This window comes from Deltaproteobacteria bacterium CG11_big_fil_rev_8_21_14_0_20_49_13 (assembly GCA_002796305.1).
Classification (GTDB): domain Bacteria; phylum UBA10199; class UBA10199.
In genome coordinates, this window is sequence record PCWZ01000055.1 from 1 (window position 1) to 14,550 (window position 14,550).

The window sequence follows — 14,550 nt, forward strand, 5'->3', positions numbered from 1 at the left end:
TAGTTACATAGGGATTCTGAATAAGGATTCCGAGAGGATCTTGTCCCGGCGATTGCCTAACGACAAGGAGAAGATATTGACGACACTTCTTCCATATCGAGGGCAAATAAAGGGCATTGCAGTTGAGTCGACCTGCAATTGGTATTGGCTGGTGGACGCTCTGATGGATAAGAATTATCCCATGCATTTGGGCAATCCCGTTTATACAGCCTCTATTGAATGCCCTTATTACGGCGACAGTTCAAACAGTTAGGCCTCCATCAATCGGGCAACCGCTCGTTGCCCTTTTTACCCCTCAATTATCAGTGAAGAAGCGCATCCTCACGAAACGGCTCGTTTGCAAGCTTCTTCATAGCCTCAATCGAATAATTCCAACCGAGATTCTTTTGCGGGATTCTGTTCATCTCGCGAACCGTCTTCTGCATGTTACATTTTTCAATTCCATCATCCCTCAAAATATAGAACTGGTAATGCCTTATAAGATCGTTGATACTTCCAAGAACGCGCCTACTCGTACTACGCCCAACTTTGAAAACACTGCTCACTTCGCTCGCCTTCTTAATCCAATCTGTGGAAAATACCTCGGACAACAAAACATTATAGAGTGCGCTGTTGAAAACTGCCGGAAGTTCATTTTTGAGCGTTGCCTTTGAGACATCGAATACGACGAAAGAGAACAGTGTCGCATCGTTTATGAATATTATGCCGTGATTACGAGAAACCCCAATGACATGAGCATGCCAATTTCCAAGAGGCGAGATCGATACGGCATTATCGGAAGCCAACTGGTTCTCTGGAACATCCAGCTTCTTTAGTAGCTTTTGTGTACAACGTAATATCAGCATCCTTTACTCCCTTTCAGAATCAATCCTCATCATCTTTTCACGGCAACACCATTTGAATTTTTTGCCACTGCCGCATATACAAGGAGAATAAGGATCAATGTTCTTGATATTCGAGCGGAGATTTTCTCCGGCATAATCTTTAGTTGCACCTTTAATAACCTTCCATACTTTATGGGTTGGGTTTTTTAAGGCAGTCTTTACCATTTTATAGTGTTCTTCAATGCGCTCGGTAAAAACAGAATCATTTAAGAGGACTTCCTTGAAGAGTTTTAGAAGTGTCGGCGAATGCTCGGATTGAACATTCAACTCGTCTAGAAAAGATTGTTCTTTTATAACATCATCCGGTAGCGGAGGTTCAAATGAGTGATTGATGGTCGCCAAATGCTTCGCGGGTTTTTCAGAAACCACATTGAACATTACTCGTCTGCAATCACAATTCGGATCAACACAATAAAGTTCAACAAAGCCGTAACTCCCTTTTGGCAGGCCATCGCGTTTTTTAAAAACGGTTATTGTTCGCGTTTCTTCCAGTCCGATATCCGGAAATAGCTGGTGAAACAGCGTCATGCCTTCCATAAAGCACCTTTTGACTGGTTTAATTTAAAGCTAATTCCTAAAGCGCATTGTTGCAAAGCCGTTTGCTTGAAATCTGGAATTATTGGCAGGGATGTGTGGCGAAGTATTATAGTTGCCTTTGGAAAAACAGCCTTCAGATTTTTATACACCGCGTCTTCGTTAAGATCAAAAATAATAAACCTGCTTGTATTGGCCTTGTCGAGCATTTCAAAAATATCGTAATCGTAGTCAGAAAATGAGCAACCCAAGGCAATAACTACCTGTGATTCACCTATAAAATATTCGGCTTTTTGTCTCGTTTCCGAATCAATTGCACCTGTGTTCCCCGGCAACATCAAGTCCGTTCTGGAAACCTGAACATTTCCATGACAGCTTACCAACCTATCAACATTAATGTTCTCTTCTAAAATTCCATCCTGATTCATATTCAACCAACGCACATTACGTCTATCAAAATACTGATAAAAAAACTCTAAAGGATTTACAAATATTGTCTTCTGATGATTGCCATTATTCAGATGATGGGGAAATCTATTTTGCAACTCTGTGTAAGGGAATTTGTATTCGAAATCGAAATCATAATAAGCCATTCAGCTGTTGCTACAGCTTACGAGAACATCCCTGTAACAATTGTGATAAAACCCGTCTTCCGAAGAATTAACTCTATTGGCGGTTAAGTTTTCAAGATTCAAACGAATTGCAGAACCGAACGCGACAGCAAATGATTCTTTGACAATGTATTTATTGGGAAAGCCTCCATAAAATACCACATTTTCGCGGGTGGACTCCATTTCAAATATTTGACGATAAAATGGACGACCATGCGCTTCCAATAATCCATCAAATTGTCGATCATCAACGGTACTATAATCAAAGTGAGGTCTAATAATTCTAAATCTGTCGAAATTTAATTCCTTCCGCGCAATTTGTGCCACCGTAGGTGTAAGATCATAGTGATTGCCAGCTCCAACGATGATCAGACAATTAAAAACCCTTGTCACATCGTCAAGTAGCTTCCAATCGTTTGATCCCGAATCTTTGGTTTCTTTGGTTATGGTTAAAAACCTGTCATTGTTCATCAAAAAAACTCCAAAATGCTAACGCAACATATTTTCTTTCACTTAACCACGTTCTCAAACGTTGCCCGATAGTCTTTCGAGCTTAAAACCGTGTCATAAAGGCCGATGTCTTCACCCTCATGTTTGTTAATGCCAGTATAAACGAGGCTTGCGTCTTCGTATCGCTTGAACTTATAAACTGCGTCATTCATCAGTGCGCTGTTGAACACCCCAAGGCTCACGAGCAATTCAAATTCTTTTATCGATAGGCCGGTTACCTTCTTAAAAAGGCCGGGCTCCAGTTGTGTGATAACATCTTTGAGGCTCCGTTCGCGGTGGTCCGTCAAATACATAAAGACGGGCACCATGGTTGCAAACTTGATGAGCTTTTCTTGTATTTGTTTTCGAAGGCTCTTATACTCTTTTTCTTCTTCGGTCAGCTCTCGTTTTTCCTTGGCCGTCAAATCCCTTTCATTTGCATCCTTCTTGGCTTTTTTGATCGCATCGGATTTGTTGATGATGGTTTCAATGTCTTGATTTAAATTTCTAAACCCTTCGATGCTCATCAGTGCGTTCATGGCATCTTTGTTATCCATAAGCCGCTGAAGCGTCCCATTGTCCACATTCACCAGCAAAGCGCTTTCCCAGCGTCTTGCCAGAAGAGTTGCAGTCGTTCCGCTCATTGCCATATCGAGAATACCTGCGGCATCGATCTGCTTCATTGAACTGCCGTCATAGGCAAGCACGGGAAGGAAGCTGATAAATTCCTCGACCTTCTTTTCAGGATTCGATTCGTTTACATTCAGGCGGCAGCTGTAATCAACGATTTGACGCAACGCCCTGTCCGGCGCGAAGTCAAAGACATAACATTCCTGTTTGATGATCTCCTCCTTGTTTGGCGAGAGATCATCCGGATTCTTGATCGTCCATGGCGTTTGCACCCTGAATGCTGCTTGAAAATACGTCTCCGGACTGGACGAATTTCGAAGCATGAATATGCCTATCCACGGTTTCACCGAAACGCCAGTTGTTAATTTGCCGCAAGAAAGGGTTATGGTCTTGTTTTTTAGCGGCTCGTCCATTGCATCCAACACCGGCGGAAGCGCTTCTACGCCGATTCCAGCATTGCTTCCGGCGGCAACGATGATTTTATAATCTTGATAAAAGGCATTCTGCCGCTCCGAGAGAAGATTTTTCATGGCATGACAGGAGGCAACGCTGGGCAAAAACCAGAAGGTGTGTGACAGAACATTCAATAAACGCACATCCGAAAACGGCATTGGAGGTTTTTTCGCGCCAAGCTTAAGATTGTCTATGGTTGTTTCCAGAAATGCCCCGCGAATCAGATCCAGCCATTTTTGCACTTCATTCTGGTATTTGAATTTTGCTTTATTGCCCGTTCCTTCAGCGGAGAAAAAGACATTCAAATCAAACTCGCTGAATTCTCCCTGCATTGCGATTTCACGGATAGAATTGGGAAGTTGATAGGTAAGCATGACCATTCTGGGCAATGACAAATATGGATTGTTGTCTCCCAGCCATGTTTTTTTCGAGCGCTGTTCATCCGAATATGTCCAGTTGTAAATCTGCTCTTCTATAAATTCGCCGGAGGCAATTGCCCTGAAAGGTGTGCCTGAAAGATACAAATAGGCGTCAGTCGTAATGGGCAGAATCTCTTCGTCAAAATATTCCAACCCTTCGCCTTCCTGAAATTTGATTTCCTTGCTGTCCTCCGCTTCAAAGAGTTCTTTAGCATTATCGCGCCACGCGCCATAGTGATATTCATCAAATATCACACAATCCCAGTTGGTCGTATGCACCCACTCGTTTTTTGCCTTGATTCCGCCGACGGAATTCTTCCCCAAATAATCCTGAAATGAACCAAAACAGACAAAGGGTTTGTTCTTTTTTGCCTCTTCAAAGGTCAGCCCATTTCTGGAGATAAACTGCCATCCCTTGAAATCCATATGCGTCTTTAAATCTTCTTCCCATGCACTTTGAACGGCTGGTTTAAATGTGAGGACCAAAACCTTTTTCCAGCCCATTTTCTTTGCAAGCTGATAAGCGGCGAAGGTCTTCCCAAATCTCATCTTGGCGTTCCATAAAAAATGCGGCGTCTTATCATGGTTTTCCTTCCTGAAGCTTTTAAAGTAGGCGATCGTTTTTTCTACGGCCGCTTCCTGTTCAGGACGCATCTTGAAATCAATGGAACGATTCTCTTCAGAGAGGAGACCTTCCTTGATCGCGATAATCGCCGATCTCACGTCCTTGGCGGTGCATTTAAACCACTCTCCATCTGGATTCTTAATGCCCTTTTGTTTTAGATAACGATGCACCTCGTGATCGGTAAAAACGCTTCCGTCACGGCGCATAGCAGACTCTTCGAGCATGATCCCGTAGGGGAGTTTGCCGGGCCTAAGCGTGGGATACTGTTCCGCAACCCTTTGTCTCACATCTTTGTTTGTGAAACCGACCTTGAGCAGTCCTTTGTATTGAGGATGTGTGTCCTCGTAGGCATATATGGTCGGTTTCGAATCAGGCCTTTGAGGAAAGAAATTGGTTGCGGTCATTTGTTGCCGCCTTTCTTTCCCTTTTTCATGGAGCTCGACGGCGGGGCGAGTTTTTTTGCAGCCTCCAGAAAGTGTTTTTCAACCGGCCACTCATCGTCAAGATGAGCAGTGTGATATTTCTCGTATTCAGCGCGCGCCTTTTCGATAGCCTTCTCATGACTTACTTTACCGGCATGAGATAAAATATCCCTGCCGCTAAGTCTCAAGAAATCATCCAGCTTCACTATCCAGTCATTCATTGTCATTGTGTTACGGTTTAATGCCTGAATTTCTGCAAACTCCAGATAAGCTGTTACAATACGATTCAGGGCGTTCAGTTCTTTTTCATTCAGATAATTTTTTGCGATTTCAGTGTCTTCCGTTCTCGGATGTTTGCCCGTCCATGACGTCACACCCATGTTGGGTTTGGCGGCATCTGCACGTGAATGAACAACCTCTGCGGCAGTATGCCCATGCGCCGCCCAGTGCATTTTGTTTTGAACAACTGCGAAGAATTTTTGAGAGACCTCCGCCCGAGGATCGTAATCAATGCTTGTGGCATAAATATCCAAGACCTTTCGCCAAAAGACCTTTTCCGACGACCGTATATCGCGGATGCGGGCAAGCAATTCATCAAAGTAACTTCCGCCGCCCGCTTTTTTGAGACGCTCGTCATCAAGCGTGAATCCCTTGACTATGTACTCCCGAAGCCTTTCTGTAGCCCACTTGCGGAATTGTGTCCCGCGCAAGGATTTCACTCTATAGCCCACGGAGATGATCACATCTAAATTAAAATAATCAACGTTATAGATCTTTCCATCGGCAGCAGTTGTTGCAAAATTTGCAACAACTGAATCGGAGATCAGCTCCCCCTCATCAAATAAGTTCTTGATATGTTTAGAAATGACCGATTTGTCACGCTGGAATAGGGTGCTCATCTGGTTCAACGATAACCAGATGGTTTCATTTTTGAGGTGCACTTCAACGCAATCTCTGCCGTCTTCTGTTCTATATAGCAGGATGTCTCCGCCAGGCGCCGATGATTGCAGTTTATTGGTCATCCCAACACCTCGATATCTTTATTGATGTATTCCAACCGGTTACAAATTGTAACCGCTTCGCTGCCTTCTTTATTCATCGTTTGCCTCCATTGGGCGGACCATGGATTCTATGAAGGCGATTTCATCTTTGGACAGGCCGTATTTTTTGTAGAGCTTTTCGTCTGTCCAAGGCTCATTGAAATCTTGTGAGGGAACAAGCGTATAAACTTTGTTAGTGGCATGTTGTGTTGGTTTGTTTAGGAGAACAAGAAATCTGAAAAATCTTGTCCGAATGTAACTCATGACATTCAGCGATATTTTTTTTGATGGATACGGGCCAATAAGAAGATATGTTTCAGCACAACACGTTTCAGGTTCACCTAAGAATGGTTTGCCAAGAACCCAATAGGATGAGGATATGCGTTCTCCATACGCCATGGAGATATAAACCTTCCACTTGTCCATCCATTTATTATTTTGCGTAACATCAGTACGTTTAACGAATCCAACACCTTTATTAGTGAATATTCTAACACTGTCCTTGAATGTGGATTTTTTATATCCGCCAAAATCCGTTGAGAAACCAAACGGCTTTCTTGCACTGACCTGTTCGCCAAATCCTTTCTCTTTAAATCTAGATATTTTGTGCAAAATCGATACTGCTTCATTATACCTTATGAAGGATCCAATATGGTCCTCAATTAAGGGCCTATTCATTGTAGACACTTTTCCATCAATGTAAGTACTTATTTCACAATCCCCCTTATTATCGCGATCCCATAAGAAATAACAGACACCTCCACTCAGGTCTATTCCAGGGAAACATTCGGTTGAATCCGGGAAATCAATAAGCCTTCTTATGCGCCTATCCATGAACATTTCATTTCTAAATTCATCTAAACCTTTTCCTCCAGAAAACCACCGAGATGGAATAATCATGGTTAGAAAGCGAGGATTCAGTTTTTTGGCCTGCTGAACAAAGAGATGATACAAAGGTGAGGCGCTCGCTTTTGCTCCCCCATCACTCAACTGATACGGCGGATTGCCTATGATTACGTCGAATTTCATATTGAATATCTCCTCGGGTTTTTCTGTGTGGATAAACTGATATGCGTGAGTTTCGAGTTCGGGATTGCGGTCGTAAATTTCCTTGTTCGCGCCGCAAAATTGGCACTTCCCATTTACCCACTCATGTTCTGTTCGTTCAAATACAATATTGCCGTGTTTGTTATCGAATGATTCGCAGACAGAATATTTTCCGTTGGCGGTTTTTGAACAATAGACCGATCTTCTGGAAAGCAGTGCGGTGAGTTCCGTTATCGCAATGCCGAATATCTGATTCTTGAAGATATGATCGCTTCTCTTTTGCCTGTCTGGAATTTTCTTTTCTAAGCCGACCATCAGCCGTCTTGCGATCTCTCTCAAGAATACGCCGGTCTTGCAGAACGGATCGAAAAAAGTGGCCTTTTCATCTTTCCAGATATCCTCCGGCAATAGATCGAGTATCCGATTTACCATCTGTGGCGGCGTGAAGACCTCGTCGTTGCTCAAATTGGCAAGACAGGTCAGGACATCCGGGTTATAATTGTTATTACTTGGCATCTGCGATCCTCAAAAAATGCGTTACGGGATATTCTTTCACAGGGTCAGGAATGAAGACGTCTTCTCCCAGATCAGAGAAGAGAGGCAATTCCTTCGTCGCCGCGTGTGAAAGGAGTTCGTGAAACGCAAAATCCCGTCTCTTCATCATGTTGCTGTTTACCGGCGACCATTCAGAAAAGACGATTGGCTTGGGAGTGGCGCCAATGGTATTGAGAGTAAGCGCGTCTCCCCAGATGATATTTCGTTCGAGAAGATATTTTACAGAATCCCTGCATTCTTCCTTGGTTTTATCACCATACAGACCTGTATATCTATCATCAAAGATCCTGAAAAGCCGTGCTTTACACTTAGAAACGTTGTCCCCCAAAATATCTATTCCGTAGAGGCTGGATATTGCGACAACGGCATATCTTTCAAATTCGGGTTGGTTTTTGCCGTAACGATTTTCAACAATGAGAAGCTTTCTTTCCAAGACCTCCGCCAGAAAATTTCCATCGCCGCATGTCGGTTCAAGAAAACGGGAATCTATTCTTTCCGTTTCCTGTTTTACCAGATCGAGCATGGCGTTAACTTCGCGCTTCGCAGTATAAACCTCTCCATGATCTGCAACCCGTTTTTTCGATACGACTAGTTTTTCCTGATTTACCGATTCCATTTTTCTAAAACCCCAATAATTTTGTAATCTGCGCCACATGCTTGGCTACTGTGGTTATGCCAGCACAGGTCATAACCACCGTGTGAATCTTCTGTAGTTTGCTCTCGCCACTGCGGTCATTTATTGTCTCATTGACAGACTGTCTGATGGCGCCCGATTTGGGATGATCGCCGATATTCTTGGCGATTGCCCTAAGCGCCACATCGAACTTGGTGTTCAGATCGACTGTCACCCCAACGCCGGGTTTTATCGGAATGGCGATGTGCATGCCGACTTTGTCGTTTGGACCGATGGTGCCGCCAATCTGTAGTCCGACCACACGCCTCGGCCTGTCAAGGCGCTGTTTGCACCTTGGACATGAGACAGGGCTTGCCTTTTTGGGCATCCATTCATATTCACAATATTCACATTTCATGGCTTTTAGCTCCTTTTGCCCGAATACTTATTACTATTATTATTCACCTGTCAATAACTCGCTTTTCTGTGTTCCTATTGTGTTTGGAAGCCTTATAGGGTCGAATTGTTCCAGATCGTCACTGATCTTCTTTAAGGCGCTGGTTATTGACTTGCAAGGTTCCATCATGCCCATATCGCTTTGCATTCGTTTCAGTGTGGCGGTAGCCGTCTTGCCCAAGATAGATTTTATGCCGCGTGCGAGGTCTTCTTTGCCGGGATTCCGAAAACACTTGATGCATCCGTTACGCCCGATTCTGCTTGGCTGAATGTCCATCATCCGTGCTGAAGGACTGAAACGATCAGGGTTGATAATCTCAAACTGATCCTTCTCAAATGTGAGCACTACTGTATCGATCATTGTGTTTCTTCATCACCTCTTCAAGTTTTCTGACAACTGCCTCTTCAATAATCTTGCCGCATTCGCGCGTGATCGGATGAACGACCGGACGATTGATAATGTCCGATTTTCCGTTTGGTGGATAGGTCAGCCGGTAACCGTCACCACCCAAGCGCTTGTGAATGGCTATGGAGCCGACGTATATTTGATCGTCGATAATGAGGCTTGCAAAGCCGACAAGGCCGTCGCAGGGCTTTACAAAACTGATGTTCACTTCGGATATCTTCATCACCTTTTCCCTCTTTGTCTGTATTTGTTCTGGTGGCAGAGGAGTGCTCTTTATCGATCTGCATGAGGAGCTCAAAAAAACTCACAAGATTCATGGCGCTCTGGCTAAGTTCCGATTCAGAATCATGGAGAGAGTGTCTGCCAATGGCCGCCTTAATCTCTGAAAACGTGTCCTCCATGTATAGTAATATGCTTTGGACGAAAACTCCCGGCACTTTTTCATATTTGAAATCTGCTTTTTTCGATTGATACCAGTATCTAAGATGATATAAGTCCCGATAATTGTTGGATTAAGGCAAATTATGTCGGTCACTAAGAAAAAACAGATTCTCTCGTTGATTCTATTGAACTCGCCCTTAACTTGGGCGGCTTTGTTCCGTACAACTATGCCTCTAAATTTGTGCAGGAATTGACTGATGTGAAAAACCGAATAGACGAGCTGATTAAAACGAAACCCGCACGCGCCGTTTTACTCTATGAGATATTCATTGCCGGATGCTATGAAAAAATTGAAGAGATTGACGATTCTGGCGGAGATCTTGGTCAATTCGCTGAAGGACTCTTCTGTTCATGGGTTAAGGCTCGTCAGGCCATGAAAGCAGATCCGGTAGATACCATAAGGAGACTTTTGACGTGGATAAAAAATGATGATTACGGTTTTTGTTATAAACTGGAGGAAGAGACCACAAAGGTTTTGAACAAAAATGGATTGAAGGCATTTAGAGCCATTATTGAAGATGGGTCTTTGACAAAAATCAATGCCATTAAGACCAAGTCCGCACAGGAACAACAGCAGATTCCTTATGAACTTCAAAATGACATTTCCACGTTAAAGGCAATTTACAGAGAGCAATGCGACATCTCATCGTATTGTAAGCTGTGTGAGCAAACCGGTTATCAACCTGATGATTGTGAGACACTTGCGAATATATATAAAACTAGGGGTAAATTTGATGCGGCGTTAGAATGGGTGGAGCGTGGTCTCAATCTCAGCGCCCAGGATAAGTCGATAGATTTTTGCAACTCGTCATTAAAAGTTTCCAAAAGGGAGCTCTTGAAAAAGTTAGGAAGGAACAGTGTCGCCCTCGAGTCAGCCTGGGCGGATTATAGGAATTGCCCGTCATCATATTCCTATGAGGAATTATTGAGATACATACCAAAGAAGGACAAAACCATTTGGCATCAAAAGATTGTTGCAACACTAGAGACAGCTCCCCTTGAATCGGCAATTGAAGTATACATAATAACGAAGGAGTTAAACCTACTAGCCAAGCGGATTTTAGAGACAAAGAAGGATCAACTGAAGGACTATAGCCATTATACAACACAGCCCGCCGCGGAAGTTTTGGAAAAGGCCTGTCCAGCGGCTGCTGCAAAAATATATGAGTGTTTGGGCTTTCGAATTCTCATGAAGGGAAAATCAAAATACTACAGTTTTGCCCACAACCATTTTCAGAAAGCAAAAAATCTCTATGAAAGCCAAGGTTTGGTAAAAGATTGGCAGAAGATTGTCGAGGATATAAGAGAAAATCATAGGCGTAAATCCAGCTTTGTCGTCGATTTCGAACGCATCACATCTGGTATGGGGACACGGGAAGATCCGACATTCTACAAGGAATTTAAAAAGGAATGTAAGCCCGATGAGTGGGCTGTATATGAACCGCATATCATAAATCTGCTCGAAGAAAATGAAGATGATGTTCAATCGATTAAGATTCGTTTACATCGCAACGAATACGATCTGGCGTTACAGTATTTCAAGAAACCTCGACAACGACCGACTTATTGCTTTTGTTATGAAGAATCTGAAATATTGTCGGTGGCGAAGGCATTGGAATCGAGATACCCGGATGAAATATTATTGTTTTACAAATCAAATGTCGGAAATTTGAATTCCTCTTCTTCGCGAAAAACATATCATTATAACGCCCAAGTTGTTGAAAGGGTCCGGCGCATGTATGTCGATGTTATGAATGATGTGGATGGCTGGAAAAAATATGCTCTGCCGATAAAACAATCTAATGAAAAGAGGCCGGCATTTCAGGAAATTTTTAACAAAGTGGTGCGTGAATGGGAACAATTGTAGGGAGTAGACTATGAGCAAAAGAATTTCTTGGAAAGATGTTTGCCCGAACTGCGTCAAATACGATTATCCGGACCAATCTCCCAATTGTGAGCATTGTCTTGAAAACGGCGTTACTGGAGGCGTTCTCTGTGATCTCAATCGAATGAATCGGGAGGGTGACGATGCGGATTTTCAGTGCGATGCATTTGTGCCGAAACAGGGGGTACAGTGATGACTATCTATGCCAGAGCCTGTTCTTCAGAGATTCGTATACGTTGAAGACAATTGGACAAACTGAACAGTTTTCTATCACTCCCATTAATCTGGAATTAAAATTCGTTTTATGCAGATGTGGGTATGACCTGCAATCCTTGGGGCGATGTTCATAATGGGAACATCCATTATTCCTTAAAAATGGACATGGTTTGGTCTTGAAGCGATAACCGTCATCTTCATCGTCTTTAAGGACGTATTTTTCTTTGAATGCCCCCTGTGTGAGATGAAGGGCGACGGCTAACGCTCCGACATCCTTTTCATCAAGTATGGGAGATATCACTTTGCAGCAATTTGAACATGTCCTGCAGTCAATTTCTGATGAGAATTTCCGGTATAGTTCGTGCGCAGCTGCATCAACTGTTTTGCTGGATCGGTTTTTCAGGAACGACCTGAATCTCCAATTTTCGTCCTCATTTTTTTCTGAAATTCTTTTTATGCTACTGATGTCAATTTCCATAACGCCTATTCCTCGAGACATGAAGACCGTATTCATTAATTCAAATTTTTCTGCTTGCCTTTTATTCTTTTCAGACGTTTGTTGATGACATCTTTATCAAAAAATGCAGGATCAAAATTCTCACCCATCCATTCCAACATCGATTCATGATCGAGGTGTTTCTTATTCTGGATTGTTTCAAGTTTCCAGTAGTAACCGGGGATGCCGCCTGAATCTTCCGGAGGGGCGGCATTTGCACCTTCAAGACAGACAGGATTTGCAGATTTTTCGTCGCTCCATTTTTCAAAGAGGATTTCATGTTCCCAACTGTCGCCAAAATCATAAACGTATGTGGCCTTTTGTCTGGGTCTTTCAAAGAAATGTGCAAGAGGAGTTCTGCCGCTTATCTTTTCGCCTCGAAAGGACTTGCCTGCCGTAAATTCGTGCATGTGATCATTCTCCCAGTCAAATAATGCTTGAATTGTTGAGTGCAGATTGTCGAACGTGAATGTCGCCGGGACAAGGACTTGACGCCAGATAAGTGGATCAGAATAGTTAAGTGAAATCTCGAACTGAAACATTTTTCCCTCACTTTCGTGAGGTTCTTCTTTTTTGTAATCGCTGATGGGATAGACCTTTGCCATCGATGATGCGTCGTTAGATTTTCCAAGGCAGCATTTCTTATATTTTTTACCGCTGCCGCATGGACATGGTTCGTTCCGGCCAACTTTCAGGCTCTGATGATGCGACATCGATTCTCTCATGCCCCGCATCATTTCAACTCGAATCTGTTTTGTCTCCTGAATGACACCGTTTATACATTCTTCGATCATGTTATTCATCTGTCTGAGTTGCTTAACCAGTTTCGGTATTTCTTTATCGTCCTGACCCGACTCAGGAATTTTAAGGACATTCTCATACATGAAATCCATTTTTGCCAGTTGTTCTATATCAAATCTTCCCGGCTCGCTGAAATCATCGGGATTCGTTCCGCCGTAATCAAGGCCTTTGACAAACTGTTTAAGTTCACTTCCTCTCAGTTTTAGATATTTTTCAAGAGATTCCTTCGTGGGCTCAAGCTCAAAAAAAGAGAGACAGAAGGAATTGTGATGATCCTGATGTTCGGCCAGTTTATTCCACAGCCCCATTACTGTGCCCATGTATGTCTGGGCATCTTTCATCGTATCAAAATTCGGCTCGTCTCCATTCTGCAGATGGCTAAACATTACATCCATTTGCACGTGCTCGACCGCTGAAATACAGCCCATCAAAAATGCCCTGACCTCCGGAAACGAAAGTTTGCATCCGCATTTCTTCAAGATCTCTTTGCACTTTTCATCGCCCGGGTAGGGCTTAAGGTTATATCCTGCCATTTACTACCTCCTCATTGCTGGGCTTAAAACACAGTAAGAATGGTATTTCTACAAGAATTTTTTCAGGCCTTATGGAGGCAGAATTTGCCACAGGCCGTGGCAAAATTGGAGAGTGGGGTTATCTTACAGCACAGCCCAACCTAAGCAGCCTGTTGCCCCAACAGTTCGCGTATGGCGGGCACAAGTGGTTCAAAGGCCATGATCTCTTTGAAATACTTGGTTCGGAATGTGTCCACTAGGGGGAGCCAAAAAACCGCCAACCCCAAATGGGGTTTGGCGGATTTTTTTGTTTTGAGAGTTGAATTTGAGAACCGTCCCGCGAAGCGGGATTGGTTCGATTACGTCGTCGCGCCGATTCTGGCGCGACATTTCTAATGATATGCCGAGCGGGGGCCCGCCAAGCGGGCAGCAAGGCATTACCTAACGTAACATGGCACATAGTGCCATAATCCTGCTGTCGGAGCCAAAGGCCCGTCGACCTCTTTTGGGGTCGGCGGGCCTTTTTGTTTCAGCTGAAGATTCGAACCCTCCACCGTAAGGCGGACTAGGTTCGACAATGCAAAAATTTAAATGATATGCCGAGCCGGCACCGATCCCGAGCTTGTAGAGGGATTGGTGGCGAGGCATCACCGCACATTGCAAGGAGCGTAGATCCTTAATCCTGCTGTCAGATGAGTTTAAATAACCGAATTAGGAAACCCCTTTTACGTAATAGAGCGGATATCGTATTTTATCGAGGAGGTTTACAACAAGAAGCGTGTGCATTCTGGAATTGGTTACTTGCCTCCTGTGGAATTTGAAGACTTGATTAAAGATAAAGAAGATGCAATAAACCAAAACAACGGCCAGTCAGGCTGTCCTAATAATCAGCCCCAAACTGTCCAACCATAAGTGCGCACTCCAGTCGCCGTATCCATTGCTTTTAAGATATTATCCAAACTCTTGGGGGGATAACTAACTGGCATTTTCCCAGTAAAATATTCGTTCTGCACAT

15 protein-coding genes are annotated in these 14,550 nt (G+C 43.5%); 2 read left to right on the forward strand and 13 right to left on the reverse strand.

Features of this window, described 5'->3' with window-relative positions:
• On the forward strand, positions 1-253 hold a 253-nt coding region (locus COV46_05295; GenBank protein ID PIR17167.1), incomplete at its 5' end, for an IS110 family transposase.
• A gap of 49 nt (positions 254-302) precedes the next feature.
• On the opposite strand, the gene COV46_05300 is transcribed toward COV46_05295, so the two are convergent.
• From COV46_05300 to COV46_05350, 11 genes are all read right to left on the reverse strand, one after another.
• Positions 303-845 (reverse strand): hypothetical protein, encoded by a 543-nt coding sequence (locus COV46_05300; GenBank protein ID PIR17168.1) that lies wholly within the window; start codon positions 843-845, stop codon positions 303-305.
• A gap of 3 nt (positions 846-848) precedes the next feature.
• On the reverse strand, positions 849-1,421 hold the full coding sequence (locus COV46_05305) for a hypothetical protein (protein ID PIR17169.1): 573 nt from the start codon (positions 1,419-1,421) through the stop codon (positions 849-851).
• Positions 1,409-2,011, reverse strand: coding sequence for a hypothetical protein (locus COV46_05310; GenBank protein PIR17170.1), 603 nt, complete (start codon positions 2,009-2,011; stop codon positions 1,409-1,411). The genes COV46_05305 and COV46_05310 overlap by 13 nt, the downstream gene beginning before the upstream one ends.
• Positions 2,012-2,500: a hypothetical protein gene (locus COV46_05315; GenBank protein ID PIR17171.1), complete on the reverse strand. Its 489-nt coding sequence runs from the start codon at positions 2,498-2,500 to the stop codon at positions 2,012-2,014.
• Positions 2,501-2,538: 38 nt separating this feature from the next.
• A complete protein-coding gene (locus COV46_05320) occupies positions 2,539-5,049 on the reverse strand; it encodes a restriction endonuclease (protein ID PIR17172.1) in 2,511 nt (836 codons plus the stop codon).
• Entirely contained in the window at positions 5,046-6,089 is a 1,044-nt protein-coding gene (locus tag COV46_05325; GenBank protein ID PIR17173.1) for a cell filamentation protein Fic, read from the reverse strand. Before COV46_05325 ends, COV46_05320 begins: the two co-directional genes overlap by 4 nt.
• A 69-nt stretch (positions 6,090-6,158) precedes the next feature.
• The gene (locus COV46_05330) at positions 6,159-7,670 is read right to left on the reverse strand and encodes a restriction endonuclease (GenBank protein PIR17174.1); all 1,512 of its coding nucleotides are present in this window, start codon (positions 7,668-7,670) and stop codon (positions 6,159-6,161) included.
• On the reverse strand, positions 7,660-8,325 hold the full coding sequence (locus tag COV46_05335; protein PIR17175.1) for a restriction endonuclease subunit M: 666 nt from the start codon (positions 8,323-8,325) through the stop codon (positions 7,660-7,662). The genes COV46_05330 and COV46_05335 overlap by 11 nt, the downstream gene beginning before the upstream one ends.
• 4 nt (positions 8,326-8,329) lie before the next feature.
• Positions 8,330-8,740: a hypothetical protein gene (locus COV46_05340; protein ID PIR17176.1), complete on the reverse strand. Its 411-nt coding sequence runs from the start codon at positions 8,738-8,740 to the stop codon at positions 8,330-8,332.
• A 39-nt stretch (positions 8,741-8,779) separates the two neighbouring features.
• Positions 8,780-9,058, reverse strand: coding sequence for a hypothetical protein (locus COV46_05345; protein PIR17177.1), 279 nt, complete (start codon positions 9,056-9,058; stop codon positions 8,780-8,782).
• A gap of 52 nt (positions 9,059-9,110) precedes the next feature.
• Positions 9,111-9,407: a hypothetical protein gene (locus tag COV46_05350; GenBank protein ID PIR17178.1), complete on the reverse strand. Its 297-nt coding sequence runs from the start codon at positions 9,405-9,407 to the stop codon at positions 9,111-9,113.
• A 399-nt stretch (positions 9,408-9,806) separates the two neighbouring features.
• On the opposite strand from COV46_05350, the gene COV46_05355 reads away from it, so the two are divergent.
• A complete protein-coding gene (locus COV46_05355; protein PIR17179.1) occupies positions 9,807-11,492 on the forward strand; it encodes a hypothetical protein in 1,686 nt (561 codons plus the stop codon).
• A 214-nt stretch (positions 11,493-11,706) separates the two neighbouring features.
• Here the strand turns inward: COV46_05355 and COV46_05360 are convergent, their stop codons facing one another.
• The gene (locus tag COV46_05360) at positions 11,707-12,240 is read right to left on the reverse strand and encodes a zinc/iron-chelating domain-containing protein (GenBank protein ID PIR17180.1); all 534 of its coding nucleotides are present in this window, start codon (positions 12,238-12,240) and stop codon (positions 11,707-11,709) included.
• A complete protein-coding gene (locus COV46_05365) occupies positions 12,240-13,556 on the reverse strand; it encodes a hypothetical protein (protein PIR17181.1) in 1,317 nt (438 codons plus the stop codon). The genes COV46_05360 and COV46_05365 overlap by 1 nt, the downstream gene beginning before the upstream one ends.
• Positions 13,557-14,550 lie beyond the last annotated feature (994 nt).

Coding starts and splice junctions, on each gene's coding strand:
- COV46_05325 (PIR17173.1), bottom strand. CDS start 6,089: ATGACCAATAAACTGCAATCATCGGCGCCTGGCGGAGACATCCTGCTA.
- COV46_05305 (PIR17169.1), bottom strand. CDS start 1,421: ATGGAAGGCATGACGCTGTTTCACCAGCTATTTCCGGATATCGGACTG.
- COV46_05350 (PIR17178.1), bottom strand. CDS start 9,407: ATGAAGATATCCGAAGTGAACATCAGTTTTGTAAAGCCCTGCGACGGC.
- COV46_05320 (PIR17172.1), bottom strand. CDS start 5,049: ATGACCGCAACCAATTTCTTTCCTCAAAGGCCTGATTCGAAACCGACC.
- COV46_05340 (PIR17176.1), bottom strand. CDS start 8,740: ATGAAATGTGAATATTGTGAATATGAATGGATGCCCAAAAAGGCAAGC.
- COV46_05360 (PIR17180.1), bottom strand. CDS start 12,240: ATGAATACGGTCTTCATGTCTCGAGGAATAGGCGTTATGGAAATTGAC.
- COV46_05315 (PIR17171.1), bottom strand. CDS start 2,500: ATGAACAATGACAGGTTTTTAACCATAACCAAAGAAACCAAAGATTCG.
- COV46_05335 (PIR17175.1), bottom strand. CDS start 8,325: ATGGAATCGGTAAATCAGGAAAAACTAGTCGTATCGAAAAAACGGGTT.
- COV46_05330 (PIR17174.1), bottom strand. CDS start 7,670: ATGCCAAGTAATAACAATTATAACCCGGATGTCCTGACCTGTCTTGCC.
- COV46_05345 (PIR17177.1), bottom strand. CDS start 9,058: ATGATGGACATTCAGCCAAGCAGAATCGGGCGTAACGGATGCATCAAG.
- COV46_05300 (PIR17168.1), bottom strand. CDS start 845: ATGCTGATATTACGTTGTACACAAAAGCTACTAAAGAAGCTGGATGTT.
- COV46_05365 (PIR17181.1), bottom strand. CDS start 13,556: ATGGCAGGATATAACCTTAAGCCCTACCCGGGCGATGAAAAGTGCAAA.
- COV46_05310 (PIR17170.1), bottom strand. CDS start 2,011: ATGGCTTATTATGATTTCGATTTCGAATACAAATTCCCTTACACAGAG.